Annotated in this window: 23 protein-coding genes; 8 read left to right on the forward strand and 15 right to left on the reverse strand. The window is 72.0% G+C overall.

Features of this window, described 5'->3' with window-relative positions; all coding sequences use genetic code 11:
• Window positions 1-48: 48 nt before the first annotated feature.
• Window positions 49-1,239, forward strand: coding sequence for a low temperature requirement protein A (locus tag ACN28C_RS31840; RefSeq protein ID WP_422771178.1), 1,191 nt, complete (start codon window positions 49-51; stop codon window positions 1,237-1,239).
• Window positions 1,240-1,403: 164 nt separating this feature from the next.
• On the forward strand, window positions 1,404-3,011 hold the full coding sequence (locus tag ACN28C_RS31845) for an ABC-F family ATP-binding cassette domain-containing protein (RefSeq protein WP_422771179.1): 1,608 nt from the start codon (window positions 1,404-1,406) through the stop codon (window positions 3,009-3,011).
• Between the two features lie 88 nt (window positions 3,012-3,099).
• Here the strand turns inward: ACN28C_RS31845 and rdgB are convergent, their stop codons facing one another.
• The 9 genes from rdgB to ACN28C_RS31890 all read right to left on the reverse strand — a co-directional run bounded on the left by rdgB (window position 3,100) and on the right by ACN28C_RS31890 (window position 10,423).
• Window positions 3,100-3,714, reverse strand: a complete 615-nt coding sequence (gene rdgB, locus ACN28C_RS31850) for an RdgB/HAM1 family non-canonical purine NTP pyrophosphatase (RefSeq protein WP_422771180.1) — start codon at window positions 3,712-3,714, stop codon at window positions 3,100-3,102.
• The gene (gene rph, locus ACN28C_RS31855) at window positions 3,711-4,439 is read right to left on the reverse strand and encodes a ribonuclease PH (protein WP_422771181.1); all 729 of its coding nucleotides are present in this window, start codon (window positions 4,437-4,439) and stop codon (window positions 3,711-3,713) included. Before rph ends, rdgB begins: the two co-directional genes overlap by 4 nt.
• A gap of 165 nt (window positions 4,440-4,604) precedes the next feature.
• Window positions 4,605-5,351 carry an MBL fold metallo-hydrolase gene (locus tag ACN28C_RS31860; RefSeq protein ID WP_422771182.1) on the reverse strand — a complete coding sequence of 249 codons (747 nt, stop codon included), beginning with the start codon at window positions 5,349-5,351 and terminating at the stop codon, window positions 4,605-4,607.
• Window positions 5,352-5,645: 294 nt separating this feature from the next.
• A complete protein-coding gene (locus tag ACN28C_RS31865; RefSeq protein WP_422771183.1) occupies window positions 5,646-6,611 on the reverse strand; it encodes a PLP-dependent cysteine synthase family protein in 966 nt (321 codons plus the stop codon).
• 10 nt (window positions 6,612-6,621) lie between these two features.
• Window positions 6,622-6,990 (reverse strand): MoaD family protein, encoded by a 369-nt coding sequence (locus tag ACN28C_RS31870; protein ID WP_422771184.1) that lies wholly within the window; start codon window positions 6,988-6,990, stop codon window positions 6,622-6,624.
• A gap of 68 nt (window positions 6,991-7,058) precedes the next feature.
• Window positions 7,059-7,547 (reverse strand): Mov34/MPN/PAD-1 family protein, encoded by a 489-nt coding sequence (locus ACN28C_RS31875; RefSeq protein WP_422771185.1) that lies wholly within the window; start codon window positions 7,545-7,547, stop codon window positions 7,059-7,061.
• A gap of 329 nt (window positions 7,548-7,876) precedes the next feature.
• On the reverse strand, window positions 7,877-8,398 hold the full coding sequence (locus ACN28C_RS31880; RefSeq protein WP_422771186.1) for a DUF2017 domain-containing protein: 522 nt from the start codon (window positions 8,396-8,398) through the stop codon (window positions 7,877-7,879).
• On the reverse strand, window positions 8,374-8,664 hold the full coding sequence (gene clpS / locus ACN28C_RS31885; RefSeq protein WP_422771187.1) for an ATP-dependent Clp protease adapter ClpS: 291 nt from the start codon (window positions 8,662-8,664) through the stop codon (window positions 8,374-8,376). Before clpS ends, ACN28C_RS31880 begins: the two co-directional genes overlap by 25 nt.
• 70 nt (window positions 8,665-8,734) lie before the next feature.
• Window positions 8,735-10,423 carry a hypothetical protein gene (locus ACN28C_RS31890; protein WP_422771188.1) on the reverse strand — a complete coding sequence of 563 codons (1,689 nt, stop codon included), beginning with the start codon at window positions 10,421-10,423 and terminating at the stop codon, window positions 8,735-8,737.
• 273 nt (window positions 10,424-10,696) lie between these two features.
• On the opposite strand from ACN28C_RS31890, the gene ACN28C_RS31895 reads away from it, so the two are divergent.
• The 4 genes from ACN28C_RS31895 (at window position 10,697) to ACN28C_RS31910 (ending at window position 16,736) form a co-directional block, all read left to right on the forward strand.
• Window positions 10,697-13,375 (forward strand): LuxR C-terminal-related transcriptional regulator, encoded by a 2,679-nt coding sequence (locus ACN28C_RS31895; RefSeq protein ID WP_422771189.1) that lies wholly within the window; start codon window positions 10,697-10,699, stop codon window positions 13,373-13,375.
• Window positions 13,376-13,472: 97 nt separating this feature from the next.
• Window positions 13,473-14,753: a nicotinate phosphoribosyltransferase gene (locus ACN28C_RS31900; protein ID WP_422771190.1), complete on the forward strand. Its 1,281-nt coding sequence runs from the start codon at window positions 13,473-13,475 to the stop codon at window positions 14,751-14,753.
• Window positions 14,754-14,847: 94 nt separating this feature from the next.
• Window positions 14,848-15,438 carry an isochorismatase family protein gene (locus ACN28C_RS31905; RefSeq protein WP_422771191.1) on the forward strand — a complete coding sequence of 197 codons (591 nt, stop codon included), beginning with the start codon at window positions 14,848-14,850 and terminating at the stop codon, window positions 15,436-15,438.
• A 65-nt stretch (window positions 15,439-15,503) separates the two neighbouring features.
• Window positions 15,504-16,736 (forward strand): MFS transporter, encoded by a 1,233-nt coding sequence (locus ACN28C_RS31910; RefSeq protein WP_422771192.1) that lies wholly within the window; start codon window positions 15,504-15,506, stop codon window positions 16,734-16,736.
• Between the two features lie 125 nt (window positions 16,737-16,861).
• On the opposite strand, the gene ctaD is transcribed toward ACN28C_RS31910, so the two are convergent.
• From ctaD to ACN28C_RS31930, 4 genes are all read right to left on the reverse strand, one after another.
• Window positions 16,862-18,622 (reverse strand): cytochrome c oxidase subunit I, encoded by a 1,761-nt coding sequence (ctaD, locus tag ACN28C_RS31915; RefSeq protein WP_422771193.1) that lies wholly within the window; start codon window positions 18,620-18,622, stop codon window positions 16,862-16,864.
• A gap of 164 nt (window positions 18,623-18,786) precedes the next feature.
• The gene (locus ACN28C_RS31920; protein ID WP_422771194.1) at window positions 18,787-19,893 is read right to left on the reverse strand and encodes an FAD-dependent monooxygenase; all 1,107 of its coding nucleotides are present in this window, start codon (window positions 19,891-19,893) and stop codon (window positions 18,787-18,789) included.
• A 314-nt stretch (window positions 19,894-20,207) separates the two neighbouring features.
• Complete coding sequence (locus ACN28C_RS31925; RefSeq protein WP_422771195.1) at window positions 20,208-21,305, reverse strand: sugar kinase; 1,098 nt, start codon at window positions 21,303-21,305, stop codon at window positions 20,208-20,210.
• Between the two features lie 63 nt (window positions 21,306-21,368).
• Entirely contained in the window at window positions 21,369-21,992 is a 624-nt protein-coding gene (locus ACN28C_RS31930) for a bifunctional 4-hydroxy-2-oxoglutarate aldolase/2-dehydro-3-deoxy-phosphogluconate aldolase (protein WP_422771196.1), read from the reverse strand.
• 90 nt (window positions 21,993-22,082) lie between these two features.
• On the opposite strand from ACN28C_RS31930, the gene ACN28C_RS31935 reads away from it, so the two are divergent.
• Both ACN28C_RS31935 and ACN28C_RS31940 read left to right on the forward strand, forming a co-directional pair.
• Window positions 22,083-22,877 carry an IclR family transcriptional regulator gene (locus tag ACN28C_RS31935; protein WP_422771197.1) on the forward strand — a complete coding sequence of 265 codons (795 nt, stop codon included), beginning with the start codon at window positions 22,083-22,085 and terminating at the stop codon, window positions 22,875-22,877.
• A gap of 265 nt (window positions 22,878-23,142) precedes the next feature.
• The gene (locus ACN28C_RS31940; protein WP_422771198.1) at window positions 23,143-24,291 is read left to right on the forward strand and encodes a GH12 family glycosyl hydrolase domain-containing protein; all 1,149 of its coding nucleotides are present in this window, start codon (window positions 23,143-23,145) and stop codon (window positions 24,289-24,291) included.
• A gap of 75 nt (window positions 24,292-24,366) precedes the next feature.
• Here the strand turns inward: ACN28C_RS31940 and ACN28C_RS31945 are convergent, their stop codons facing one another.
• Both ACN28C_RS31945 and ACN28C_RS31950 read right to left on the reverse strand, forming a co-directional pair.
• Complete coding sequence (locus ACN28C_RS31945; RefSeq protein ID WP_422771199.1) at window positions 24,367-25,383, reverse strand: hypothetical protein; 1,017 nt, start codon at window positions 25,381-25,383, stop codon at window positions 24,367-24,369.
• Window positions 25,384-25,605: 222 nt separating this feature from the next.
• On the reverse strand, window positions 25,606-26,394 hold the full coding sequence (locus ACN28C_RS31950) for an aldo/keto reductase (protein ID WP_422771200.1): 789 nt from the start codon (window positions 26,392-26,394) through the stop codon (window positions 25,606-25,608).
• Window positions 26,395-26,521: the final 127 nt, after the last annotated feature.

The raw sequence follows: 26,521 nt of genomic DNA on the forward strand, positions 1-26,521 counted from the left end.
AGGCCATTGGTCAGCCGCGTGGTCGGTGGGCGGAAGAGCGGACGGCGGATGACGACGGGCAGGTTCTCGACGCTGATCCGCGATCCCGGACAGCCACAGCGGGCCACCGCCGTGGAGCTCTTCTACGATCTCGTCTTCGTCTTCATCCTGGCCCGGCTGGCCGAGGCGCTGGTCGCCAACCTCCACCCGCTCGGCGCGTACCAGACCCTCCTGCTGTTGCTGGCGATCTGGTGGGTCTGGTCGTACACCAACCTGGCCACCGACACCCTGGACTCGCGGCGGCCAGCGGTCCAGTTGCTGGTCATCGCGATCATGCTCGGCAGCCTGATGATGTCGACGGCCGTGCCGGAGGCGTTCGACGGGCAGGGGGTGCTCTTCGCCGCCTCGTACGTGGGGATACACCTCTTCCGCAGCATCGTGCTCGCGGTGATCCTGCACCGGCACCGGCTGCACAACCGGCCGCTGCGCGGCATCTTCTGGTTCGGCATCTCCGGGGCCATCTGGCTCGCCGGCGCGCTGGTCCCGGGTGTACCACGGACGGTGCTCTGGACGGTGGCCCTGGGCATGGACTATCTGGGGCCGGTGCTGCGCTGGCCGACCCCGAAGCTCGGCCGCTCCCCGGACTGGGAATGGAACACCACCGGCGAGCACCTGGCCGAACGCTACCGCCAGTTCATCATCATCGCCCTCGGCGAGACCGTGGTGATCACCGCCCGGACGATCCGGAGCACCGGGGACGCTCCCCGGGAGCGGATGGCCTTCCTCGTCTCCTTCGGCACCACCGTGCTGCTCTGGTGGATCTACTTCTACCGGACCAGGGAGAAGCTCGGCAGCGCCATCGTCGGCTCCGCCGACCCGGGCCGGGAGACCACCTGGGCCGGCTACGCCCATCTGATCATGGTGGCCGGGGTCGTCCTCACCACGGTCAGCGACGAACTGGTGATCCGCAATCCGCTCGACAACACGCCCTGGGGCTGGGTCCTGGTGATCATCGGTGGTCCCGCGCTCTTCCTGGTGGGCCGCACCCTGTTGGGGCACGAGGTCTTCGTCCGGGTCGCCCGGCCCTGGCTGATCGGGCTCGGAGTGCTGGTCGCGATGTCACCGCTGATGGTCCACCTGCCGCCACTGGCGGTCGCCACCTCCGTCCTGGCGGTGCTGCTCGGCATCGTCGTCGCCGACGCGCTCACCCTCCGGGACCCGCCCGCCCGGCCCGACACCACCACGACCGGCAGGGCCTGACCCGGCAACCACTCCAGCGCGTGCCCGGAGTTCCGGATCCGGTTGCGGCCCAGGCCAGCCGCCGGATATGTTGAACGCGATGTGAGCCGCTGACACCCCTTCCGCGCCCGCGCCCGAGGCACCGCCCGGCGGGCGAAAGGCTCGATTATTTCCGGTGGTGTCAGATGTCCCAGTCAGCTCTGCGCGCGCACGACCTCGTCCGCACCCTCGGTGGCCGCCGCGTGCTCGACGGTGTCTCCCTCACCGCCGCTCCCGGGCAGCGGATCGGGTTGATCGGCGAGAACGGCGCCGGCAAGTCGACCCTGCTGCGGCTGCTCGCCGGGGCGGACGAGCCGGACGGCGGCAGCGTGCTCCGGCCGCCCGACCTCGGCTTCCTGCACCAGGAGATGCCATTCGAACCGGCGTCGACGATCACGGACGTGCTCGACGACGCGCTCCGGGAAGCCCGCGAGGACCTCGCCGAACTCGACCGGCTCAGCCGGGCGCTCGCCGACAACCCGCCGGACGCTGCCGGCCACCCCGACCTGCTCGCCGAGTACGGTGACCGGCTCGACCGCGCCGAGCAGCACGCGGCCTGGGACGCCGACCGGCGTGCCGAGATCGTCCTTGCCGGCCTCGGCCTCGGGGAGCTGGCGCATGACCGCACCCTCGCCTCGCTCTCCGGTGGGCAGCGGGGTCGGCTCGCGCTGGCGGCGCTGCTGGTCCGGCGCCCCGTCGCGTTGCTGCTCGACGAGCCCACCAACCACCTCGACGACGCCGCCGCGACGTTCCTGGAAGAGCAGCTCCGCGACCTGCCCGGGGTCGTCGTGCTGGCCAGCCACGACCGGGCGTTCCTGGACGCGGTCTGCACCGACCTGATCGACCTCGACCCGGCGGTCGACGGCCCGACCCGGTACGGCGGCAACTACACCGCCTACCAGGCGGAGAAGCATGCCGAGCGCGAGCGGTGGCAGCGGCGCTTCGCCGAGGAGCAGGAGGAACTCGCCGAGCTGCGGCACTCGGTCTCGGTGACCGCGCACCAGGTCGCCCCGGGCCGGGCCAAGCGGGACAGCGAGAAGATGGGCTACGGGCACACCGCCGGCCGGGTGCAGCAGCAGATCTCCCGGCGGGTACGCAACACCACCCGCCGCCTCGACGAACTGGAACGCGACCAGGTCCGCAAGCCGCCGGAACCGCTGCGGTTCCGGGCCACCGGACTGGCCAGCAGGTCTCCGGACGGGATCCTGCTGTCGCTGCGGGACGTCCGGGTGCCCGGCCGGCTGCGCCTTGACCGCCTCGACGTGCAGGCCACCGACCGGCTGCTGGTCACCGGGCCGAACGGCGCCGGCAAGTCCACGCTGCTCGCGGTGCTGGCCGGGCGGCTGGCGGCAACCGGCGACGTGCACCGGCGCGGCGGGCTGACGGTCGGGCTGCTGGCCCAGGACACCGTCTTCGACCGTCCGGACCGGACGGTGCGGGACACCTACCAGCAGCTGCTCGGTGCGGTGCGGGCCGAGGCCGTACCGCTGCGCTCCCTCGGCCTGCTCGCCCCGCGCGACCTGGCCCGGCCGGTCGGGGAACTCTCGGTCGGCCAGCGGCGCCGGCTCGCCCTCGCGCTACTCGTCGCCGACCCGCCGGAGCTGCTGCTGCTCGACGAGCCGACCAACCATCTCTCGCCCCGACTCGCCGACGAGTTGGAGGAGGCGATGCGGAGTGGTCCGGGCGCGATCGTGGTGGCCAGCCACGACCGGTGGCTGCGGTCCTGCTGGCCCGGCCGTGAACTCCGGCTCTGACCGCCCCGAGGCATCCTGCTGGATCCCGGCTCGCTGACCACAGGCTCGTAGACCGCTGGATCCCGGCTCTCCGAGCGCGGGCGCGTCGTCAGACCGCCGGCAGGGCCCTGGCCATCACCTTGGCCAGGGCCCGCAGCGCCTTGCCTCGGTGGCTGACCGCGTCCTTCTCCTCCGGCGAGAGTTCGGCGTTGGTCCGGTCCTGGCCGTCACCGACGAAGATCGGGTCGTAGCCGAAGCCGCCCTCGCCCCGCGGCGCCCGCAGCAACCGCCCGGGCTGCCTGCCGTCGACCAGGTGCTCCTTGCCACCCGGTAGCACCAGCGCCGCCGCGCAGACGAAGGCCGCTCCCCGGTGCTCGTCCGGTACGTCCCCGATCTGCGCCAGCACCAGGTCCAGGTTGGCCCGGTCGTCGCCGTGCCGACCGGACCAGCGGGCGCTGAACACCCCCGGCATCCCGTTCAGGGCGTCCACGGCCAGCCCGGAGTCGTCAGCGATCGTCGGCAGGTTGGTCCACTTGACGCCCTCGCGGGCCTTGAGCAGCGCGTTCTCCCCGAAGGTGAGCCCGGTCTCCGGGACCTCCTGGTATTGCGGCACATCCGCCAGCCCGAGCAGCCGGATCCGCCGCGCGCCGAGGGCGTGGTCGAGGATCCGCTGGAGTTCCGCGAGTTTCTTGGCGTTCCGCGTCGCGAGCAGCACCTCGGTCATCCGGCGAGCGCCTTCCGCTGGGCGTCGGTCAGTTCGGCGCAGCCGAGCACCCCGAGGTCGAGCAGTGCGTCGAGCTGCTCCCGGGCGAATACGCCCGCCTCGCCGGTCCCCTGCACCTCGACGAAGTCACCGGTGCCGGTACAGACCACGTTCATGTCCACCTCGGCCGCCACGTCCTCCAGGTAGTTGAGGTCGAGTCGCGGTTCGCCCTCGACGACGCCGACGCTCACCGCCGCGACCGACCGGTGCATCACCTTCGCCGGCTTCCCGGCCAGCGCCTTCCGCTCGGCGAGCCAGCTCACCGCGTCGTGCAGCGCGACGTAGGCCCCGGTGATGGCGGCCGTGCGGGTACCGCCGTCGGCCTGCAACACGTCGCAGTCCAGCACGATGGAGTTCTCGCCGAGCGCCTTCAGGTCGATGCAGGCCCGCAGGCTGCGGCCGATCAGCCGGGAGATCTCGTGGGTACGCCCGCCGATCTTGCCTCGGACGCTCTCCCGGTCGGAGCGGGTGGTGGTGGAGCGGGGCAGCATCGAGTACTCCGCGGTGACCCAGCCGAGGCCGGACCCCTTGCGCCAGCGCGGCACCCCCTCGGTGACGCTCGCGGTGCAGAGCACCCGGGTGTCGCCGAACTCGACGAGCACGGATCCCTCCGGATGGATGCTCCAGCGTCGGGTCAGGTTCACCGGTCGAGGTTGGTCGGGCCGCCGCCCGTCAGGTCGCGCCATCCCCGCAGCCTATGTGCTCGCCGGATCCTCCCGACCGAGGGTGCCCCGACCACCGACCACCGTCACCGATCACCGATCACCGATCACCGACCGGCGGCTCCCATACCCGCAGGACGTTGCTTCCGTCAGGACCGGCGCCGCCGAGCCGAGCGGCAGGTCGCCGGGCTACATGTCGTACCGGGCGCCGGGGCGGACGACCTCCACCGGGCCGGCGAAGGCGGAGAGCGCGGCCTCGTGGGTCACCGCCTCACTGCCCCAGGCGGCGACCAGGTGGGTGAGGAGCAGCCGTCCGACCTCCGCCTTGGTGGCGATCTCGCCCGCCTCGCGCCCGGTCAGGTGCAGATCGGGCGGGTTCTCCACCCCATCGAGGTAACTCGCCTCGCAGAGGAAGAGGTCGGCGCGGTGGGCGAGCCGGAGCAGTGACTCGCAGGGAGCGGTGTCCGAGGAGTAGCAGAGCGAGCGGCCGCCGTGTTCCAGCCGTACCCCGTAGGTCTCCACCGGGTGGTTGACCCGGTCGACGGTCACCGAGAACGGCCCGATCGGAAACGTCCCGGGTTGGAGGCCGTAGAAGGTGTAGACGTCGTCGAGCACCCCCTCGTCCAGGCTGTAGGCGTTGGCAAGCCGGTCCGGGGCGCCGCTCGGGGCGTAGACCGGCAGCGGCGGATAGGGGCCGTCCGGTGCGTAGCGGCGTACCACGATGTATGGGACCGCGTCGAGGATGTGGTCGCCGTGCAGATGGGTCAGGAGGATCGCGTCCACCGCCTTGAGTCCGACGTACCGCTGCAGGGCGGAGAGCGAGCCCGAACCGAAGTCGAGCAGCAACCGGAAGCCGTCGGCTTCGACGAGATAGGCGGAACAGGCCGATTCAGGGCCGGGGAAACTCCCTGCGCAGCCGAGGATGGTCAATCGCATCAGGTCGCCCCGCCATTACTGATGGTCACGGACAGCCCGCCGACCAATGCGGAGGTGATCAATGCCGGTAGGTCTGTCACGGTGCGCAGCCTACGCCGCGACACCTGGGCACAAGAAAGATCTGGGAACAGTTGTCGCCAACGTGACAACCGGTTGGGGAGACCTCGCCCCGGTACAGCCCAGACGCCGTAATCGGCCCCTACCGTTACGTTCCGTCACCTTAGGCGGGCATGTCGGGATACTTTCCGGCCTGCGCCGGCGCCACCCTGGGTCACGGCGATCCGGGCCGGCCGGTCACGCCCAGAGCTGCCCCTCCAGGGCATCCTCGGCGTCGGCCAGGGTGCCGCCGTAGGCGCCGGTCGAGAGGTATTTCCAGCCGCCGTCCGCGACCACGAAGGCGACGTCGGCCCTCCGGCCGGCCTTGACCGCCTCGTGCGCCACGGCGAGCGCGGCGTGCAGGATCGCCCCGGTGGAGAAGCCGGCGAAGATCCCCTCCACCTCGACCAACTGCCGGGTACGCAGCACCGCGTCCCGGGTGCCGACCGAGAACCGCCGGGTCAGCACGCTCGCGTCGTAGAGCTCCGGGACGTAGCCCTCGTCGATGTTGCGCAGCCCGTAGACCAGTTCGCCGTACCGGGGCTCGGCCGCGATGATCTCGATATCGTCGACCTTCTCCCGCAGGTAGCGTCCCGTCCCCATCAGGGTGCCGGTGGTGCCCAGCCCGGCGACGAAGTGCGTGATCGTGGGCAGGTCGTGCAGCAGTTCCGGCCCGGTGGTCTCGTAGTGCGCCTGCGCGTTGCCCGGATTGCCGTACTGGTAGAGCATCACCCAGTCGGGATGCTCGGCGGCGATCTGCTTGGCGGTCGCCACCGCCTGGTTCGAGCCGCCGGCCGCCGGCGAGAAGATGATCTCGGCGCCGTACATCCGGAGCAGTTGCACCCGCTCCGCCGAGACGTTCTCCGGCATCACGCAGACCAGGCGGTAACCCCGGAGCTTGGCGACCATCGCCAGCGAGATCCCGGTGTTGCCGCTTGTCGGTTCGAGGATGGTGTCGCCGGGGCGGAGCCGGCCGGCCCGCTCCGCCTCCCTGATCATGAAAACGGCCGGACGGTCCTTGATGCTGCCGGTCGGGTTCCGGTCCTCCAGCTTCGCCCAGAGCCGCACCGGCGGTGCCCCGGAGGGCACCGTCGGCGACAGGCGGGGCAACCCCACCAGCGGAGTGCCGCCGCACGCGTCGAGCAGGCTCTCGTACCGCGCCATGGCGGCCCCCTCAGCGGGCGGCCGAGGCCGCGCCGGAGCTGTCCACCCCGGCTGCCGCCGCGGCGCTGTGCCCGATGATCGCCGCCGCGGCGGCGAGACCGAACGCGCCGCCGGCCACGGCGGGCAGGATGGTGACGGTGTCCCCGTCCGAGAGCTTCGCGTCGAGCGCGCCCAGGAATCGGACGTCCTCGTCGTTGACGTAGACGTTGACGAAGCGGTGCAGCGCGCCCTGCTCGGTGACCAGCCGGCCCCGCAGGCCGGAGTACTTGCCGTCCAGGTCGGACAGGAGGTCGTTGAGGGTGTCACCGGATCCCTCGACGACCTTGGCGCCGCCGGTGTAGCTGCGCAGGATGGTGGGAATGCGAACCTCGATGGCCATGATGCTGTGCTCCTTGGAAGACGACGGAGTGGGGGACTGACTACGAAACGGCTGCTGAGCTGGGGACGTCAGCGGCCGGAACACTCGTAGTCGACCGTCGCCGGGCTCTGCCCGAACATGTAGGACTGGACGGCGTTCGGGTCCACCGTGGCGTCGACGACCCGGACCGGCTCCTCGGTCACCACTCCATCCACGATCCGGAACGATCGGATCTCTTCCGTCTCCGGATCACGCGTCGAGACCAGCAGGTAGTGCGCGCCGGGCTCTCCCGCGAAGGAGATGTCGGTGCGGGAGGGATAGGCCTCGGTCGCGGTGTGCGAGTGGTAGATCACCACCGGCTCCTCGTCGCGATCGTCCATCTCCCGCCAGATCCGCAACTGCTCCATCGAGTCGAACTCGTAGAACGTCATGGATCGCGCGGCGTTCACCATCGGGATGTGCCGGGTCGGAGTGTCGGCGCCGGCCGGACCGGCGACCACGCCGCACGCCTCGTCGGGATGATCCCGGCGGGCGTGCGCGACGATCGCCTCGACTATCGACCGGTCGATGCTCAGCACAGGCCCCAGCCTACCGCCTGTCCGGCCGGCCGGGTGCGGTCGACCGCCGCCGGCTGGAGTGGTCGACCTCACGTGCCTCGCCCGACTGGCGGCACCGACCCGGGACAGGAAGGGTCCCGTACGCCGACGCGATCGGCGCGATCCGGAAACTGGTCGACGCCGGAAAGGTCCGGATGGCCGGGATCTCCAACGCCACCTGGAGCAGATCCGGCAGGCTCGCCCCGGGTGATCCCGATCCCCGGATCGAGCCGGCCGCCCTGAGATGAAAGGCGGGGGCCCTTCTTATACAAAAGACGATAAGAAGGGCCCCCGCCTTTCATCCCAGGCGCTCAGTCGATCAGGGCGGTTAGCAGCGACTCCTGGAGGTAGCCGAGGTAGGCGTAGATGGAGAGCTGGAAGACCCGGGTCGAGGTCGGGTCGTGCATGACCGCCTCGTCCAACTCGTCACCGAGGTCGGTGTCGCCGGAGATGTCCAGCCGTACGCCCATGGCCAGCCGCGCGTCGTTGAGGGCCCGCAGCCATGCCTCGGCGGCCTCCGCGTCGAGGCGTACCTCACCGCCGCTGGGCGGGGGCAGTGCCGCGAGCACCGCACCCGCCTGGTCGATCTTGCCGGTCTTCAGGTCACCCTCGGTGTACTGCCGGAACTCGGCCGAGTCGCCCGGGCGCTCCGGATAGATGTCCGGAAAGAGCCGCCCGACGACCGGGTCGGAGTGGTCGAAACCGTCGGTGAGCAGGCCGACGACCTCGGAGGCGACCTTGCGGAGCACCCGCACCTCGTCGGCGGCGAAGGTGGCGACGCAGTGCTCGCCCTGCCGGCGGAACGTGCTCACGCCCGATCCACCGTCGCCCACAGCCCGTACGCGTGCAGCTGGGACGCGTCGTGCTCCATCCGCTCGCGGGCGCCGCTGGAGACCACCGCCCTGCCCTTGTTGTGCACGTCGAGCATCAGTTTCTCGGCCTTCTCGTGGCTGTAGCCGAAGAGTTTCTGGAACACCCAGGTGACGTACGACATGAGGTTGACCGGATCGTCCCAGACGATCGTCACCCATGCCCGGTCGGCGACCGGCACGTCTTCGGTCTCCGGCGCGTCGACCGGTGCCACCTGTGGAGCCGCCATGCCCCCATCGTGCCACCGACGAAGGAGTTGCGAGGAACCGGAACGCCGCCCGGATGCGAACCAGCGGTGATCAGGCGAGCAGCCGGCCATGCCGGATCGCGTCGGCGAGCACGCCCGTCAGGGAGCAGGCGATCGCCTCGAACCGCCGGGACACCTCGCGGCACAGCTCCACCTCGGTTTCGCGAAGCGCGCGACGCAACCAGGACCGGGCCCGGGTCGGGTCCACCCGGGCCGGGTTCCGCCAGTACTGGTAACAGCCGCCGGACAGGCCCACTCCGAGCGGAGGCAGGATGCTGCCACCGGAACCGCCCGGATAGGCGGCGAGCGCGCCGACCGCGCCGAGCCCGTAGACCGTCTCGACCTCGCCGGTCTCCCGGATCAGCAGCACCCGGTCGAAGTCCCGGGCCCTCCGGTCGTCGGCGAGGCCCCAGCCGACGGCGGCGGCGGCACGCAGCCGTACGCCCTCGTCCGGTGCGCCGCCGAGAACGAGGGCGAGCGACTCGACGAGGATCTTGTCGACCCCGGCGTCGCAGGCGGCGACCACCTCCAGCGAGAGCGCTTCCACCTCCCGGTCCAGCAGCGCCGGCAGGCTCGGCACGCCGGCTCCGCTGACCACCTCGCGCACGCAACGCAGGTGGATGTTGGCCATCTCCAGCGCGACGTCCCGGCGGAGCCGGTGCGCGAGACCCCGGGCGCGCCGGTCCAACCGCTCCGCCCAGTCGGCGGCGTGCGCGGCCGGGGCGACCGGGACCGTGCGGGTGGCGCCGGGCGCGACCGGCGGACTCAGGCTGGCCCGGCGCAACCCCTCCGTGCCGGCCCAGTCCTTCATGGCCTGGCGCAGGTAGGCGGTGTCGGCGGCGGCCGGATCCAGGTCGATCCACCGCACTCCGGCGAGGCCGGGAACTGCGGCGACCAGGGTGGCACGGCGGTCCTCGACCCAGCCGACCGACACCTCACGGTTCTCGCCACAGGCCGGGGCCAGGTCGCCGTAACCCGAAGCGGGATCGCCGCACGCGGGCGGGAGATCGCCGCACACGGACGGGAGATCGCCGCACACGGACGGGAGATCGCCGCACACGGACGGGAGATCGCCGCACGCGGACGGGAGGACGTTCGGCTCCCATCCGGGGCGATCGAGTTCGGCGGGATCGAGTTCGGCGGGACGATTCCCGACCGGCGAGCCGCCGGCGCCCGGGGTGCCGACGAGGAAGATCGCGGCCTCGCCCGCCACCTCGGCCAGCAGGTCCAGGTCGGCGGCGGCCACCGGTTGGTCGTCGGGCAGCACGTAGAGCAGCGCGCCGCCTCGACGCACGGCGTCCCGGACCACCCGCACGCCGGCCATGCCGAGAGTCCCGGTGTCGGGCGCGTCGACCAGGCAGAAGTGGCGCAACAGTGGATGGGGCAGGGTCAGTTCGACCCGTCGTGGCGGGCGGGCGAGGGCGGGGCCGGCACCGACCGGCACCGACCGGAATTCCCGGCCCGACCGAAGGCCGGGAACGTAGGCGGCGCCACCGGCGGTGGGCGCGTAGTCGATCACCAGAAAGCTGCCGTCCGGCACCCGCAGGGACGGCGCCGCGACCCCGAGCAGCCCGGCGAGGACGGCCCGCCGGTCCCGGGCGGAGGGTCCGACCGTGACGACCGCGAGGGGTTCGTCGGGCGCGGACTCGACCAGCGCCGGCTCCTCGCCCGCCCGGCGGCGGAACATCCGGTCGCCGGGCGGCCCTGACGCCCCGACGGCGGGCAGCGAGCGAAACTCCATCGCCGTCTGTACCTCTCGTGTGACCGGAACGCTCCGGACTCCCGTATGACCGCAACGCTCCGGCCGGACCCACTGGGCGACTCGACCGGTACGACTCCACCCGTACGAGTTCGCCGGTACGACTCCGCCGAGGTCCCGCCGGATATGGGAACGCTACGTGTCGATATCCACACGCTACGAGCATCAACGATACTCATGGATGCTCGGCCAGCTACTCAAATTCATTCAGTCACCAGGCGCGCGCGGTCGGCAAACGGTCTATATGCTGCCCCGATGGGGCGGTGGAGCTTCGTTGGCCGAACGGATGAACTCAACCGGTTGCTGAGTGCCGCCACCGGTCCGGGGAGCCGGGGCATCTTCTTCAGTGGCACGGCCGGAGTCGGGAAGAGCCGACTGCTCGGCGAGGCCCTGGCAGAGCTACCCGCGCTCGGCTGCGCCGTCTGGTCCGCCTCCGCCAACATCGCGACCGCCGGCATCCCGTTCGGCGGGCTCGCCCAGGTGCTGCCGGCCGACCAGCCGGTCGGCCTCTCCCCGCCCGGGATCATGCGCTGGGCCGTCGACGCACTGCACCAGCAGGCGGCGGGCCGGCGCATCGTGATCGGCATCGACGACGCCCACCTGCTCGACCCCTCGTCGGCCGCCCTGGTCTACCTGATCGCCCGCTCCGACAACGCCACCGTGCTCGGCACGCTGCGCAGCGGCGAGCCGGTGCCGCTGCCGATCCGCGCGCTGTGGACGGACGACCTGGTCGAGCATGCCGAGCTGGCCCCGCTGACCGTGCGGGACAGCAACGACCTGCTCACCGCCATGCTGGGCGACCCGATCGACGCACCGTCGGCGGAGCGACTGCACCGGCTCTCCGCCGGAAACGCGCTGATGCTCCGGGAGCTGGTCATCGCCGCGCACGCCAGCCAGGAGCTGACCCGGACCTACGGTGTCTGGCGGTGGACCGGGCGCAGTCACCTCTCGCCGACCCTGGACGACCTGATCGACACCCGGATCGGCCAGCTCGACCCGGGCGTACGCGCGGTGGTCGAACTGGTCGCGATGGGCGAGCCGATCGGGCTGACCCTGTTGCACCGGGCGACCGACAGCTCCAGCGTGGAAACTGCCGAGGAGCGCGGCCTGATCCGGGTCGTCACCCATGACCGCCGCTCGGATGTCCGGCTCGGCCACCCGCTCTACGGCGAGGTTGTCCGGCGGCGATGCCCGGTCACCCGCGCCCGCCGGCTCAACGCCCACCTCGCCGACCTGGTCGAGCAGGCCGGCACCCGGCGCCGCGACGACCTGCTCCGGGTCGCCGTGTGGCGGCTCGACTCGGGGACCGCGCAGGATCCGGCCCTGCTGCTCCGCGCCAGCGCGCAGGCGTTCAGCCAGTTCGACGTGCCGCTCGCCGGCCGGCTGGCCCGGGCCGCCCTGCAGACCGGTGGCGGCTACCAGGCCGCCGAGCTGCTGGCCACCCTGCTGATGTTCGGTGACCAGGCCGAGGAGGCGATCCGGGTGCTGGACTCGGTCGCCGACCAGATCACCTCGGACGAGCGGCGCAGCCGGTGGCTCACCGTACGCGGCATGGTGTCGTACTGGGGCCTCAACCGCGAGTCCACGGTGGCCGAGATCGCGGCGGACGCCGAACGGCTGGCCGATCCCGCCGATCGGGCGCGGGTGGTCGCCTTCGAGGCGATCATGCGACTGCACCGGCTGGAGTCTGCCGAGGCGCTGCGGCTGAGCCGCTCGGTGCTGGACCGGCCGGCCGCCACCGTGGCCGCGCGGGGCCTGGCCCGGTGTACGATCGCGCACCTCCAGGCGGCCAGGGGCGAGCTGGCGCTCAGCAGCCGGGCCGTCGAGGGGGTCGCGGCCGAGGCCGCACAGTGGCGCGGCGAGATGCCCTACCTGCAACTCGCCCTCGAACTGGCCCGGGGCACCCGGTTGACGCTCGCCGGTGACCTGGCCGGCATCGACGCCATCGTCGCCGCCGAGTTCGCCGACCTGGCCGACGCGGGCGACTTCCGGCTCGGCTCCGGCTACCTCTCGATCCTGCGTGCCCAGGCGGCCCGGCTGCGCGGCCAGACCGGCGAGGCGCTGCGGACCAGCCTCGGCGCCTGCGCGGTCCTCGCCACCAGCCGGGTCTTCGCCGGTCTGGCGCACGCGGAGCGTGCCCAGGCGGCGGCGATGCGCGGCGACGTCGACTCCGCAGGCGCGGCGATGGCCGAGTCGGACCGTGCGCAGAGCGCCGTGATGGCGGTGCTGTATCCCTGGCTCGAACAGGCCCGGGCCACCGTGCAGGCCGCCACCGGCGACCATGCCACCGCCGTCGCCACCCTCCGCGAACTGGTGAACCGGCTCCAGACGGACGGCTTCGCCGGGCACGAGGTACTGGCCCTGCACGACCTCGTCCGGCTCGGCCGCGCAGACATCGAGGTCGGTGAGCCGACCGTCACCGGCCGGCGGCGTACGGTGGCGCAGCGGCTCACCGAGTTGGGTGAGACCGTGGACGGTCCGCTGTCGGCGCTGATGGCCCGGCACGCCCGTGCCGAGTACGCACACTCCGGCGACCAGCTGCTCGCCGTCGCGGAGAGCTTCGCCGACCTCGACCTCAACGTCTTCGCCGCCGAGGCGACCAGCCGGGCGGTGGTCCGGCTGCGGGCGGCTCGGTCGACCCGGTCGCACGAGGCGAACCTGCGGCTCGCCGCGCTGCTGCGGCGCTGCGACGTGCTGCGTACGCCGGCCCTGTCGGTGCGCCAGCCGGCGCTGACCGAGCGGGAACGCCAGATCGCCAGGCTGGCCGCCCGGGGTCTGGCCAGTCGGAACATCGCGGAGCAGCTCTACATCTCCACCCGGACGGTGGAAAACCACCTCCAGCGGGTCTACAACAAGCTCGGCGTGGCCGGTCGCGGCGAACTCTGGCCCGCGCTCAAGGCGATACCCGAACCGGACGGCGAAGCCGAACGCTGACCGGTGATGGAGGGAACACCGACCGCCGGGGGCGGGCCGGTGCGGAGGTGACGGACGACCCGAGGCGGCGGCGAGGCGGCACGCTTAGGCTGGTCTGGTGCACAGTTCCCGCCCCGCGCTGCTCACCGACCACTACGAGCTGACAATGGTCGGTGCCGCCCTCCGGGACGGTACCGCCGACCGGCACTGCGTCTTCGAGGTCTTCACCCGCCGGTTGCCGACCGGCCGCCGCTACGGCGTGGTCGCCGGCACCGCCCGACTGGTCGAGCTGGTCGCGGACTTCCGCTTCGGCGACGCCGAGGTGACCTTCCTCCGGAACAGCGGGGTGGTCGACGAGCCGACCGCCGAGTGGCTGTCGAATTACCGCTTCCGGGGCGACATCGTCGGCTACCGCGAGGGCGAGCTCTATTTTCCCGGTTCGCCGATCCTGACCGTCTCCGGCACCTTCGCCGAGTGCGTACTGCTGGAGACGCTGACGCTGTCGGTGCTCAACCACGACTCGGCGGTCGCCGCGGCGGCGGCCCGGATGGTGACCGCGGCCCGTGGCCGTACGTTGATCGAGATGGGCTCGCGGCGGGCCAACGAGGAGGCGGCGGTGGCCGCTGCCCGCGCCGCCTACCTGGCCGGCTTCGGCTACACCTCCAACCTGGCCGCCGGGGCGCGCTACGGGATACCGACCGCCGGCACCGCCGCGCACGCCTTCACGCTGCTGCACGACGACGAGTCCGCCGCGTTCCTCTCGCAGGTGGCGGCGCTGGGCAAGAGCACCACCCTGCTGGTCGACACCTACGACATCGCACAGGGCATCCGGAACGCGATCGCCGTCGCCGGGCCCGACCTGCGGGCGGTGCGGATCGATTCCGGCGATCTCTCGGTGCTGGCCCAGCACTCGCGGGAACTCCTCGACTCGCTCGGCGCCACCGACACCAAGATCATCGTTTCGGGTGACCTCGACGAGTACGCCATAGCGGCGCTCGCCGCCGAACCGGTGGACATGTACGGCGCCGGCACCGCCGTGGTGACCGGTTCGGGCGCTCCGACCGCCGGCCTGGTCTACAAGCTGGTCGAGGTGGACGGCCGTGCCGTGGTCAAGCGTTCCGAGCACAAGGCGACGGTGGGCGGGCGCAAGGTGGCCGTCCGGCGGCACAAGCCGAGCGGCACCGCCACCGAGGAGGTCGTGGTCTCGCAGGGCGAGCCGGAGACGCAGCCCGGCGACCGGGAGTTGCAGCGGCGGTACGTCACCGGTGGCGAGCCGGAGACGCTGCCGACGCTGGCCGAGTCGCGGGAGCATCTGCGCCAGTGCCTGATCTCCATTCCCTGGGAGGGCCTCAAGCTCTCCGCCGGAGACCCGACCATCCCGGTCACCGTACGGGGGTGAGCAGCGACCCCGGCTGTCGCATCCTGTACCGGAATGCCCCGCCCCACCGGCCGAGGAGAGGTAGCGAGGAGAGGTAGCGAGGAGAGGTGGCAGAGTGAGCCGAGCACTGATCATCGTCGACGTGCAGAACGACTTCTGCGAGGGCGGTTCCCTCGCCGTGGCCGGCGGCGGCGCGGTGGCGGCCGGGATCACCCGGCTGCTCGCCGTCGAACCCGGCCGGTGGGCGCACGTGGTGGCCACCAAGGACTTCCACATCGATCCCGGGCCGCACTTCGCCGAGCGGCCCGACTACGCCAACTCCTGGCCCCGGCACTGCGTGGCCGGCACCGACGGGGCCGAGTTCCACCCCGATCTCTCCACCGACCGGGTCGAGGCGGTGTTCCGCAAGGGCGAGTGGGCGGCGGCGTACTCCGGATTCGAGGGCAGCACCGGGAGCGCCGAGGGTGCCGAGGGACTGGCGGGCTGGCTCCGCCGGCACGAGGTGGAGAGCGTCGACGTGGTCGGGATCGCGACCGACCACTGCGTACGGGCGACCGCGCTGGACGCCGCCCGGGAGGGCTTCGCCACCACGGTGCTGCTCGACCTTACCGCGGGGGTCGAGGCCGGCACGACCGATGCGGCGCTGGAGATGCTTCGCGGGGCCGGGGTGAGCCTGCGCGGGACGCCCCGGGTCGGCACCGGGTGAGCCGGAAAATCTGACGGGTACGACGCACCCGGCCGGCAGGATGGCCGGGGAGGTGCCACACCCTGATGAAGCTCACGCCCTACCGGGAGGCGCTGGCGCTGCCCGGCGTCCGGTCCCTGATGCTGCTCGCCCTGCTGATCCGGGTGCCGAAGACGATGACGCTGCTGGCGCTCACCCTCTACGTGGTGGCGCAGCTGGGGCATGGTTACGCGGCGGCCGGACTGGCCAGTGCGGCGATGACGGTCGGCTCCGCACTCGGCGCGCCGATCCTGGGCCGGCTGATCGACCGCCGAGGGCTGCGGCCGGCGCTCGTGCTCACCACCCTCGCCGAGGCGGCCTTCTGGTTCGGCGCACCGCTCATGCCGTACCCGGTGCTGCTGGGCGGGGCGTTGCTGGGTGGCCTGCTGACCCTGCCGGTCTACTCCGTGATCCGGCAGTCGATCGCGGCGCTCGTGCCGGAGCAGCAGCGCCGGCCGGCGTACGCGCTCGACTCGATGGGGGTGGAGCTCTCCTTCATGATCGGGCCGGCCGTGGCGGTGCTGCTGGCGACCAGCGTGTCGCCGCAGGCCACCCTGCTCGTCGTGGGCGCCGGCATCACGCTCTCCGGGCTGGCCCTGCTCTGGCTCGACCCGCCGGTGCGGGACCAGCTGGGGACGGCCGCCGCGCCGTCCGGGGCGCCGCCCCGCCGGGAGTGGCTGACTCCCCGGCTGGTCGGGCTACTGGTGATCAGCGCCGCCACCACCCTGGTGCTCGGCGGCACCGACGTGGCCGTCGTGGCGGTGCTCCGCGCCGCCGACCAGGTGCACTGGACCGGCGTGGTGCTGGCGGTCTGGGCCGTCTGTTCCCTGGTCGGTGGCTTCATGTACGGCATGGTGACCCGGCCGGTGCCACCGTTGACGATCGTGCTGCTGCTGGGCGTCTGCACGATCCCGGTCGGGCTCGGCGGTGCGCAGTGGTGGTCGCTCGGGCTCGCCCTCCTACCGGCCGGGCTGCTCTGCGCACCGGCTCTCGCGTCGAGTTCACACGCGGTGAGCCAGCTCGTGCCGTCCGGGGCCAGGGGCGAGGCGATGGGACTACAGAATTCGGCCCTCACCGTCGGGATCGCCCTCGGCGCGCCGCTTGCCGGTGCGGTGATCGACGCGTCCGCGCCCGCCTGGGGGTTCGCCGCCACCGGCCTGGTCGGCGCCCTCCTGGCGCTCGCCGTCCTCCCGGTCGAGCTGCGCCGCCGCCGGGCAGCCGTCGCGGCCGGCTCCGTCCCCGGCCCGGAGCATCCGCTGAGCCCGGCCGGCAAACCCTGATCAGGCAATCACCGGCGCGGACGCGGCAGACGGGCACCGGCCGGCACCCCCCGGCAAACGGTTCCGGCCGGCACCCCGGGACGTCGTCCCGTGGGCACCGGCCGCGCGTGGATCGTTGTCGGCTGCTACCGCTTGTCGATGTTGCTGGCCGTGTCCTCGGTGTAGCTGGCGCCGTGGTCGGACTCGCTGGTGAGCGGCCTGGCGCCACCCTCCGGCGGCCCTGCCAGCGACTGCCCGCCGGCCGCCAGCTCCGGGAACTTGGCGTCGAACGCCGGCCGCTCGGAGCGGATCCGGGGCATCCGGTCGAAGTTGCGCAGCGGCGGCGGCGAGCTGGTCGCCCACTCCAGCGAGTTGCCGTGTCCCCACGGGTCGGCGACCTCGACCACCGGGCCTGCCTTGTACGACTTCCAGACGTTGTAGAGGAACGGCAGGGTCGAGATGCCGGTGATGAAGGAACCGATCGTGGAGATCGTGTTCAGCGTGGTGAAGCCGTCCAACGGCTGGTAGTCGGCGTACCGCCGGGGGAAGCCCTCCGCGCCGAGCCAGTGCTGTACCAGGAACGTGGTGTGGAAGCCGATGAAGGTCAGCCAGAAGTGCACCTTGCCGAGGCGCTCGTCCAGCATCCGGCCGAACATCTTCGGGAACCAGAAGTAGATGCCGGCGTAGACGGCGAAGACGATGGTGCCGAAGAGCACGTAGTGGAAGTGCGCCACCACGAAGTAGGAGTCGGAGACGTGGAAGTCGAGCGGCGGGCTGGCCAGCAGCACGCCGGTGAGGCCGCCGAAGAGGAAGGTGACCAGGAAGCCGATCGACCAGAGCATCGGCGTCTCGAAGCTGAGCTGGCCCCGCCACATCGTGCCGATCCAGTTGAAGAACTTCATGCCGGTCGGGACCGCGATCAGGAAGCTCAGGAACGAGAAGAACGGCAGCAGCACCTGGCCGGTGGCGAACATGTGGTGCGCCCAGACGCTCATCGAGAGCGCCGCGATCGCGATGGTGGCGCCGACCAGACCCTTGTAGCCGAAGATCGGCTTGCGGGAGAAGACCGGAATGACCTCGCTGATGATGCCGAAGAACGGCAGCGCGACGATGTAGACCTCGGGGTGCCCGAAGAACCAGAAGAGGTGCTGCCAGAGCATCGGGCCGCCGGTCTCGGCGGCGAAGACGTGCGCACCGAGGATCCGGTCGGCGGCGAGCGCGAAGAGGGCTGCGGCCAGCAGCGGGAAGACCATGATCACCAGCAGGCTGGTGACCAGGATGTTCCAGGTGAAGATCGGCATCCGGAACATCGTCATGCCGGGCGCCCGGAGCGTCAGGATCGTGGTGATCATGTTGACGCCGCCGAGGATCGTGCCCAGACCGGAGATGGCCAGGCCGACGATCCACATGTTCGCACCGACCCCGGGCGAGTGCTCGACGTTGCTCAGCGGGGTGTACGCGAACCAGCCGAAGTCGGCCGCCCCGCCGGGGGTGAAGAAGCCGCCCACCGCCAGCGTTCCGCCGAAGAGATAGAGCCAGTACGCGAAGCTGTTCAGCCGGGGGAACGACACGTCTGGCGCGCCGATCTGGATCGGCACCACGAAGTTCGCGAAGGCGAAGACGATCGGCGTCGCGAAGAAGAGCAGCATGATCGTGCCGTGCATGGTGAAGAGCTGGTTGTACTGCTCCGCCGAAAGGAACTGGAGCCCCGGCCGGGCCAGCTCGGCACGCATGAGCAGCGCCATCAGGCCACCGATCATGAAGAACGCGAACGCCGTGACCATATACATGATCCCGATCTGCTTCGCGTCCGTCGTACGCAGCAGCCGCGTGAGTGCCGAGCCCTTGACCGGCTGGTGGACCGGCCAGGGCCGGGTCACGATCGGCTTGGGTGCGACGGTGGTCACGAGTGGCCTCCGGTTCTCGTTAGTCCCACTCGGCACGCGCTGTTGATCTGCGAGCCGTACCTCGCAGGCAGAATAGTCCCCGGCGGCGGGGGGTCCGGCGTCGGGTACGCCCGACCCGCCCGCGCCGCCCGGTGCCGCCGGCCGGCACCCCGATTCCAGACCGTTCAGGCCGGGGCGACCAGTAGCCGGTAGTGCTCCTGGAAGATCCGGTTGCCCCGGTCCCGCAACAGCGGGTCGCGCAACGGCGGCGGTACGTCCCGGGTCCGGTCCCGGTCGCGGGTCCGGTCCACCACCCACTTGATTCTGGGGCGGCGCCGGCTCTCGTAGCTCTCCAGCGCCTCGGGCACGGTTGCCGACCGGCTCAGCGCCCGGGCCAGCACGAGAGCGTCCTCCAGGGCCATCGCGGCGCCCTGTGCCAGGGTCGGCCCGGTGGCGTGCGCCGCGTCGCCGACCAGCACCACCCGGCCCCGGGACCAGCAGCCCAACTGCACCTCGTCGGTGCGGGTCACCTGCACCTGGTCCATGGCGTCCAGGATGGCCGGGACCGGGCCGCCGTACCCGCCGAAGCGTTCGCGTACCCGGGCCAGCGGGTCGGCCGGCAGCGCGGTGCCCACCTCGTCGGCGTAGCAGTGCAGCCGCCCCGCCCCCATCGGCACGGCGACGAACGCGGCCCGCTCGCCGAGCAGTCCGGTCCAGTCGGCCAGCAGCGGGCCGCCGGTCACGATGCTGCGGTAGACGACCTGCCCGGCGGGGTGGGCCGGGCCGCCGAGGGCGGCCAGCGCGCGTACCGCCGAGCGCCGGCCGTCGGCACCGACCACCAGGTCGTACTCGGCCTGCCGCCCGTCGGCGAAGGTGACCGTGACGGCGTCCCGGGCGAGGTCCAGGCCGCGTACCTGGGTGTCGTACCGCACCTCGCCGCCGGCACCGCTGAGCAGCACCCGGTGCAGGTCGGAGCGGGGCAACGCCCGGCACTCGCCGACGCCCGCCCAGAGCTTCCCGAGGTCGACCTCGCACAGTTCGTAGCCGCGCGCGTCGGCGAAGCGCTGCCGCCGGATGACCTGGCCGAGCGGTCGCACCGGATCGGCCAACCCGATCTCCCGGAGCGCCCGTTCGGCGTTGCCGGGCAGGTAGATGCCGATGTCGGTGTCGCCGCCCCCGGACGACCGCTCGGTCACCTCCGGCCGGAACCCGGCGAGCCGGAGGGTACGCGCAACCGCCAGGCCGGCGATCCCCGCGCCGACGACGAGAACGCGCAGGTTGGATCCGGCCAACTGACGCCTCCGGAGGGATCGACACGCGTTGAAGGCAAGAGACTACTCCGCGCGATTCCCTCAGCGGAAGATCCGATCGGATGCGCCCCCGTCACGGCCAGGTCACCGGCATCGGCCACAAGATCGACCGAGGTGACCCCGGAGCCGGGCAATCGCGGCCGCCGGAGGATGCCGGGTCGCCGGCCGAGGGATCCGGGCTCGACCGTCGTGCAGGTGGGCGGGGCAGTGCCGTGTCGCCGAACCGCCGGACCGTCACCCGGGCCGGCCGGACCGTCACCCGGGCCGGACCGACTGCCGCCGGGCGGCCCGACGACTCAGCGCTGGACCCGGGCGCCGGCCCCCCGGACGAGGGCCTCGACCTCCTTCAGGCTCGCCATCGAGGTGTCCCCCGGGGTGGTCATGGCGAGCGCGCCGTGCGCCGCGCCATACTCCACGGCGGTGGCCAGGTCGCCGCCGGCGAGCAGCTGGTAGATCAGCCCGGAGGCGAAGCTGTCGCCACCGCCGACCCGGTCGAGGATCTCCAGCCCTGGGCGGTGCGTCGCCTGGACGAAGCCGCTCCCGGCGGACCAGGCGATCGCTCCCCAGTCGTTGACTGTGGCACTGCGTACGGTACGCAGCGTGGTCGCCACCACCCGGAAGTTGTCGTACTCCTTGGTGACCGCCTCGATCATCCGCTGGAAGTTCGCCACCTCCAGCTCGGCGAGGGAGTCGTCGGTGTCGGGCACCTCGAAGCCGAGCGAGGCGGTGAAGTCCTCCTCGTTGCCGATCATGACGTCCACGTACCGGGCCAGCCGCCGGTTGACCTCCTGCGCCCGGGCCTGGCCGCCGACCGCCTTCCAGAGGCTGGGCCGGTAGTTGAGGTCGTACGAGATCACCGTGCCGTGCCGGCGGGCGGCGGTCATCGCCGCCTCGATGGTCTCCGGGGTCACCTCCGACAGGGCGGCGTAGATGCCCCCGGTGTGCAGCCACCGCACGCCCAGCGTGCCGAAGAGGTGCTCCCAGTCGACGTCCTCCGGCCGCAGTTGACTGGCGGCGGTGTGCCCGCGGTCGGAGGTGCCGACGGCGCCGCGTACGCCGAAACCCCGCTCGGTGAAGTTGAGCCCGTTGCGGACGGTCCGGCCGATCCCGTCGTACGGCAGCCACCTGACGAAGGTGGTGTCCACGCCGCCGGTGAGGATCAGATCCTCCAGCAGCCGCCCGACCTCGTTGTCGGCGAACGCGCTGACCAGCGCGGTACGCAGCCCGAAGCACCGGCGCAGCCCGCGTGCGACGTTGTATTCGCCGCCACCCTCCCAGGCCCGGAAGTTCCGTGCCGTGCGGACCCGGCCCTCGCCCGGGTCGAGCCGGAGCATCACCTCGCCGAGCGAGACGAGGTCGAAGCGGCAGTCGTCGGCGGGGCGGAGCGTCAACATGGGGCGGACCTTTCAGACGACGGCGACGGGACGGGGACGGGGACGGGGACGCGGTGCGAGGGCTCAGCCGGCGGTGCGGCTGGCCGCGACGGCGGCGGCGGTCAGCCGGGTCACCTCGTCCCATCGGCCGGCGGCGAGCAGGGCGGGGGCGACCATCCAGGTGCCGCCGACCGCGAGCACGGCAGGCAGCGCCAGGTAGTCGCCGAGGTTGCCGGTGTTGACCCCGCCGGTCGGGATGAACCGGACCGACCGGAACGGTGCGGCCAGCGCCTTGACCATGCCCGCCCCGCCGAGCTGCTCGGCGGGGAAGAACTTGACCGTGTCGAGCCCGGCGTCCAGCGCCATCTGGATCTCGGTGGCCGTGGCGGCGCCGGGAAAGACCGGCAGCCCACGCTCCTGGCAGTGCCGGACCACGGCCGGCGAGAAGCCGGGGCTGACCACGAACCGGGCGCCGGCGTCGGCGGCCTGGTCGACCTGGGCCGGTGTCAGCACCGTCCCGGCGCCGACCAGCAGGTCAGGCCGCTGTGCCATCGCCCGGATGGCGTCGGCGGCGGCCGCCGTCCGGAAGGTCACCTCGATGGCCCGCAGACCGCCCTCGGTGAGCGCGGCGGCCAGCGCCGGCGCCGAGGCCGCATCCTCGAGAACCACGACCGGCAGGATCCGGGTCGCGGCAATCGTCTCCGTCACGCCACCGATTTGTTCATCATCTTGAACACTGGTCACATAGCTGACCCTACTGCTCTTCCCGAAGCTGTCAAGGCGGCTAGAGTGGCCGCCATGACGACGGGCACGACCGGGGCCGCGGTCGAGGCGTTTCAGCCGGTGAAGTCCGCCGGCCGTACCCTCGACGTGCTGGAGGCGCTGGCCGACTCGCCGCGGCGCCGCTCCCTGGTCGAGCTGGCCCGCGCGCTCGGCATCCCGAAGAGCAGCCTGCACGGCCTGCTGCGCACGCTGATCCAGCGCGGCTGGGTGGAGACCGACGCCACGGGCACCCGATTCGGGCTGGGCGTCCGGGCGCTCCAGGTGGGTGCCGCATACCTGGAGGCGGACGACGCCACCGGCCTGCTCGCCGCGGTCCTCGACGACCTGGCCGGCCAGTTCGGCGAGACGGTGCACCTGGGTCGGCTGGACGGCCCGCACGTGGTCTACCTGGCCAAACGCGAGTCGGTGCACCGGCTGCGGCTGTACAGCGCCATCGGCCGCCAACTGCCGGCACACGCGACCGCACTCGGCAAGGCACTGCTGGCGCAGCGCACGGACGAGGCGGTCGACCGGCTGCTGAGCTGGCCGCTGCCGGCGCTCACCCGCAACACGATCACCGACCCGGAACTGTTGCACCAGGAGCTGGCCACGGTGCGCGACCGGGGCTACGCGGTGGACCGCGAGGAGAACACCGACGGCATCGTCTGCTTCGCGATGGCGGTGCCGCTGCTATCCCCGCCGGTGGACGCGATCAGCCTCTCCGTACCGGCCACCCGGCTCGACACGGACAGCGAGCAGCGGATCGTCGCGGCGCTGCACGGCGCGGTCCGCCAGGTCCGGGCCGCCCGCACCCTGCTCGCCGGCGCCTGACGGGCTCGCGCCGGCCGGTCGCGGTGACCGCCGATCCGGGCCCATTTTTCCGGTACGCCGTTCAGCCCACCCGCCCAACCGCCATAACCCGCCCGATCGGCACGAAGGGACCGACCGGCCACCGTCGGAGTTGCGTTCCGTTTTCAAGCATGTAAATGTGTCTCTAGCTGCCATGGGAGCGCTCCCCTGGCATCACCCGCCGCACGCCCGACATCTCGCGGCACCCGCACCACTCCACGGACACCCACCACGCCCAAGGAGCATCATGAGACGTCCCGTCCCCGTCTTCGCGGCCCTCGCCGGTCTGCTCGTCACCGGCACGATCGCCGTACTCACCTCCGCCGGCCCCGCTCAGGCCGACGTCCAGATCTGCGACCAGTACGGCTCCACCACCATCCAGGGCCGGTACGTGGTGCAGAACAACCGCTGGGGCACCACCGCCCAGCAGTGCATCAACGTCACCGACACCGGCTTCTCCATCACCCGACAGGACGGCCAGGGCAGCACCAGCGGCGCCCCGGTGTCGTACCCCTCGGTCTTCCTCGGCTGCCACTACACCAACTGCTCGCCCGGCACCAACCTGCCGATGCAGGTGAGCCAGATCAGCAGCGCGAACAGCAGCATCAACTACACCTACGTCAGTGGCGCCACCTACAACGCCTCCTACGACATCTGGCTCGACCCCACGCCCAAGCGGGACGGCGTCAACCAGATGGAGATCATGATCTGGTTCAACCGACAGGGCTCGATCCAGCCGATCGGCTCCTCGGTCGGCACCGCCACCGTCGCCGGCCGCACCTGGGACGTGTGGCGCGGCAACAACGGCGGCAACAATGTCGTCTCCTACCTCGCGCCGTCGCCGATCACCAGCTGGAGCTTCAGCGTGCTGGACTTCATCAACGACGTGCGCAACCGCGGTGCGATCACGAACTCGTGGTACCTGACCAGCATCCAGGCCGGCTTCGAACCGTGGATCGGCGGCACCGGTCTCGCCGTGAACTCCTTCTCCGCCTCGGTCAACGGCGGCGGCAACCCGCCGCCCACCAACCCGCCCACGGGCCAGCCGACCAACCCGCCGACCAACCCGCCGGGCGGCAGCTCCTGCCGGGTCGCCTACACGGCGAACTCCTGGAACAACGGCTTCACCGCTTCGGTCACCATCAGCAACACCGGCTCCAGCGCCATCAACGGCTGGACGCTCACCTACAACCTGCCCTCCGGGCAGCAGGTCACCAACAGCTGGAACGCGACCGTCTCGCAGAGCGGCTCCGCGGTGACCGCCCGCAACATCAGTTGGAACGGCACCATCGCGCCCGGTGGCACGGCCTCCTTCGGCTACCAGGGCACGTTCAGCGGCACGTACGCGTCGCCGACCTCGTTCAGCCTGAACGGCGCGGCCTGCAGCCGGGCCTGACCCCGAGCTGACGATCAGGGGCTCCGGCCCGACGGTTCACGGGCTCCTGCCACCGCGCCGGTGGCAGGAGCCCGGTCAGCGATTGGCGAGGCCGGGGCCCAGGCTGAGGCGTTGGCCGGGAAGGTGCCGGTCGAGGGTCCGGGGATCGGCGAAGACCACCCGGCTCAGGTCGTGCCCGCCGGGGTCGCCGGCGAGTACCCCGGGCACCGCCGACAGCACCGCCGACCCGGCCGGCGGCACCGTGGGCAGGGCGCCCGGCAGCCCGGGTGGCAGCACCGGAGCCAGGGCCCGGAACGCACCCCTGACCCGGTCCGCCCGGTAGTCGGCAGGATCGTCCGTCGCCCGCAGCAGCAGACCACCGTGCGTCAACGGGCGCACCTCGGCGAACGCGCCGGACACCCGGAGCCGGTCCGCTCCGCCCAGCCCGGCGGCGAGTTCCCGGGGGCAGACCGTCACCCACTCGTAGCCGCGCAGGTAACCACGGCTCTGCGCGGCGGACTCCTCCGCCGAGCGGCCCAGCGCCGCGTCCAGCATCGTCGCCGGAGCGACCAGGCCGGCGTTCACCACGATCTCGCCGTACGCCGGATCAGCGGCGTCGCCGACCAACCGGGCCAGTTCCACCAGTGCCGGCAACACCAGGGGCAGTCCTCCGGACCGCCCCTCGAAACCGATCGAGATCTGTAGCCGGACGTGCCGCCGCCCGGCGAACCGGTCGAGGAAGACGTCCATCTCCGAGGCGATCGCACCCGGCGCGGCATCGAACCACCGGGCCGAGAGCTGGGCACAGTCGGCGGTGAGTCCGTCCACCCACCGCCCTGGCCGGCGACGCCGGCCCCGTCCGGTGGCGTCCTGCTCGAACGCGGTCAGCGAGGTCGCCGGCGCGGCGGCGCCGGCCGGATGCACGAACGGCAGCAGCAGCCGGCACGTCTCGTCGTACCACCAGCGGGCCAGGCCGGCGAGCCAGGCCGGATCCTCGGCCCGGTCGAGGTAGAGCAGCCAGGTGACGAAATCCGGCTCCGGTCCGCCGTCGGCCGGTCCAGTCTCTCCCGGCCCGGGCTGGCCGAAGCCTCCGCCGAACAACTGGTCGTACACCCCGCACCTCCTCTCGCGCCGCCCGGGTCCCCGACGACCCGCGGTCCGGCGGGCGCGGCACGCGCGGGCCGGACGCGCGGGCGACGCCCGGCGGCGGTTGCCGGCCAGGGTAACCGTCGGCGACCGGACGACCCGAAGCGGCGTACCGGGGAGCGGGTGCCGGCCGACCCGGCCTTTCCCGGTACGCGTCGGTTCACCGGTCCATCCAGATACGCGTCGGGTTCACCGGCCCATCGCGTCGAGTTGGCGCAGCTCGCCCTCGCTCAGCGAGAAACCGAACACATCGAAGTTCTCCCTGATCCGCGACGGGGTCCCCGACTTCGGGATCACCACCACCCCGTGCTCGATGTGCCAGCGCAGCACCACCTGACCCGTACTCACCCCGTGGTCCCGGGCGATCTCCACCAGCACGGGATCGTGCAGGTCGGTCGTCTTCAACGGGCTGTACCCCTCCAACACCACGCCCCGCTCCCGGTGCTCGTCGAGCCGGCGCGAGTCGTAGAGCGCCGGACCCCAGCGGATCTGGTTCACCGCCGGCGCCTCCTCGGTCGCCTCGACGAGCATGTCGAGCTGGCCGGTGTCGTAGTTGCTCACCCCGACCGCCCGGGCCAACCCCTCGTCCCGGACGGCGAGCAGCTCCCGCCAGCTCGCGATGCTGGCCCGGTCCCGCCCGGGTGGCCAGTGGATCAGCCAGAGGTCGACGTAGTCGGTACCGAGCGCCGCCAGGCTGGCGGCGATGGTCTCCCGCTCCCGACCGGCCCGCTCCGGCGGCAGCTTCGTGGTGACGAAGACGTCCTGCCGGGAAAGCCCGCTGTCCCGGATGGCCCGGCCCACCTCGTCCTCGTTGCCGTACATGGTGGCGGTGTCGAGATGCCGGTAGCCGACGTCGAGCGCCTCCCGGACGGCCTCGTACGCGCGCCGGCCGGTGAGTTGCCAGGTGCCGAAGCCGAGCATCGGCATCCGGACCTCGCTGGGCAGCTGGACGGTGGGCTGGTCGATGGCAGACGTCATGTGGCCTCTCCTACCCGGGCACGGCGGCACCATGCCTCACATGATCCGGCATCCGGGCAGCTGTGGCATCCACACAATCGTGGCATCCGGCATCCGGCATCCGGCATCCGGCATCCCGCGTCCGGCA

It is taken from the genome of Plantactinospora sp. WMMC1484, from assembly GCF_049315195.1.
Taxonomy (GTDB): domain Bacteria; phylum Actinomycetota; class Actinomycetes; order Mycobacteriales; family Micromonosporaceae; genus Plantactinospora.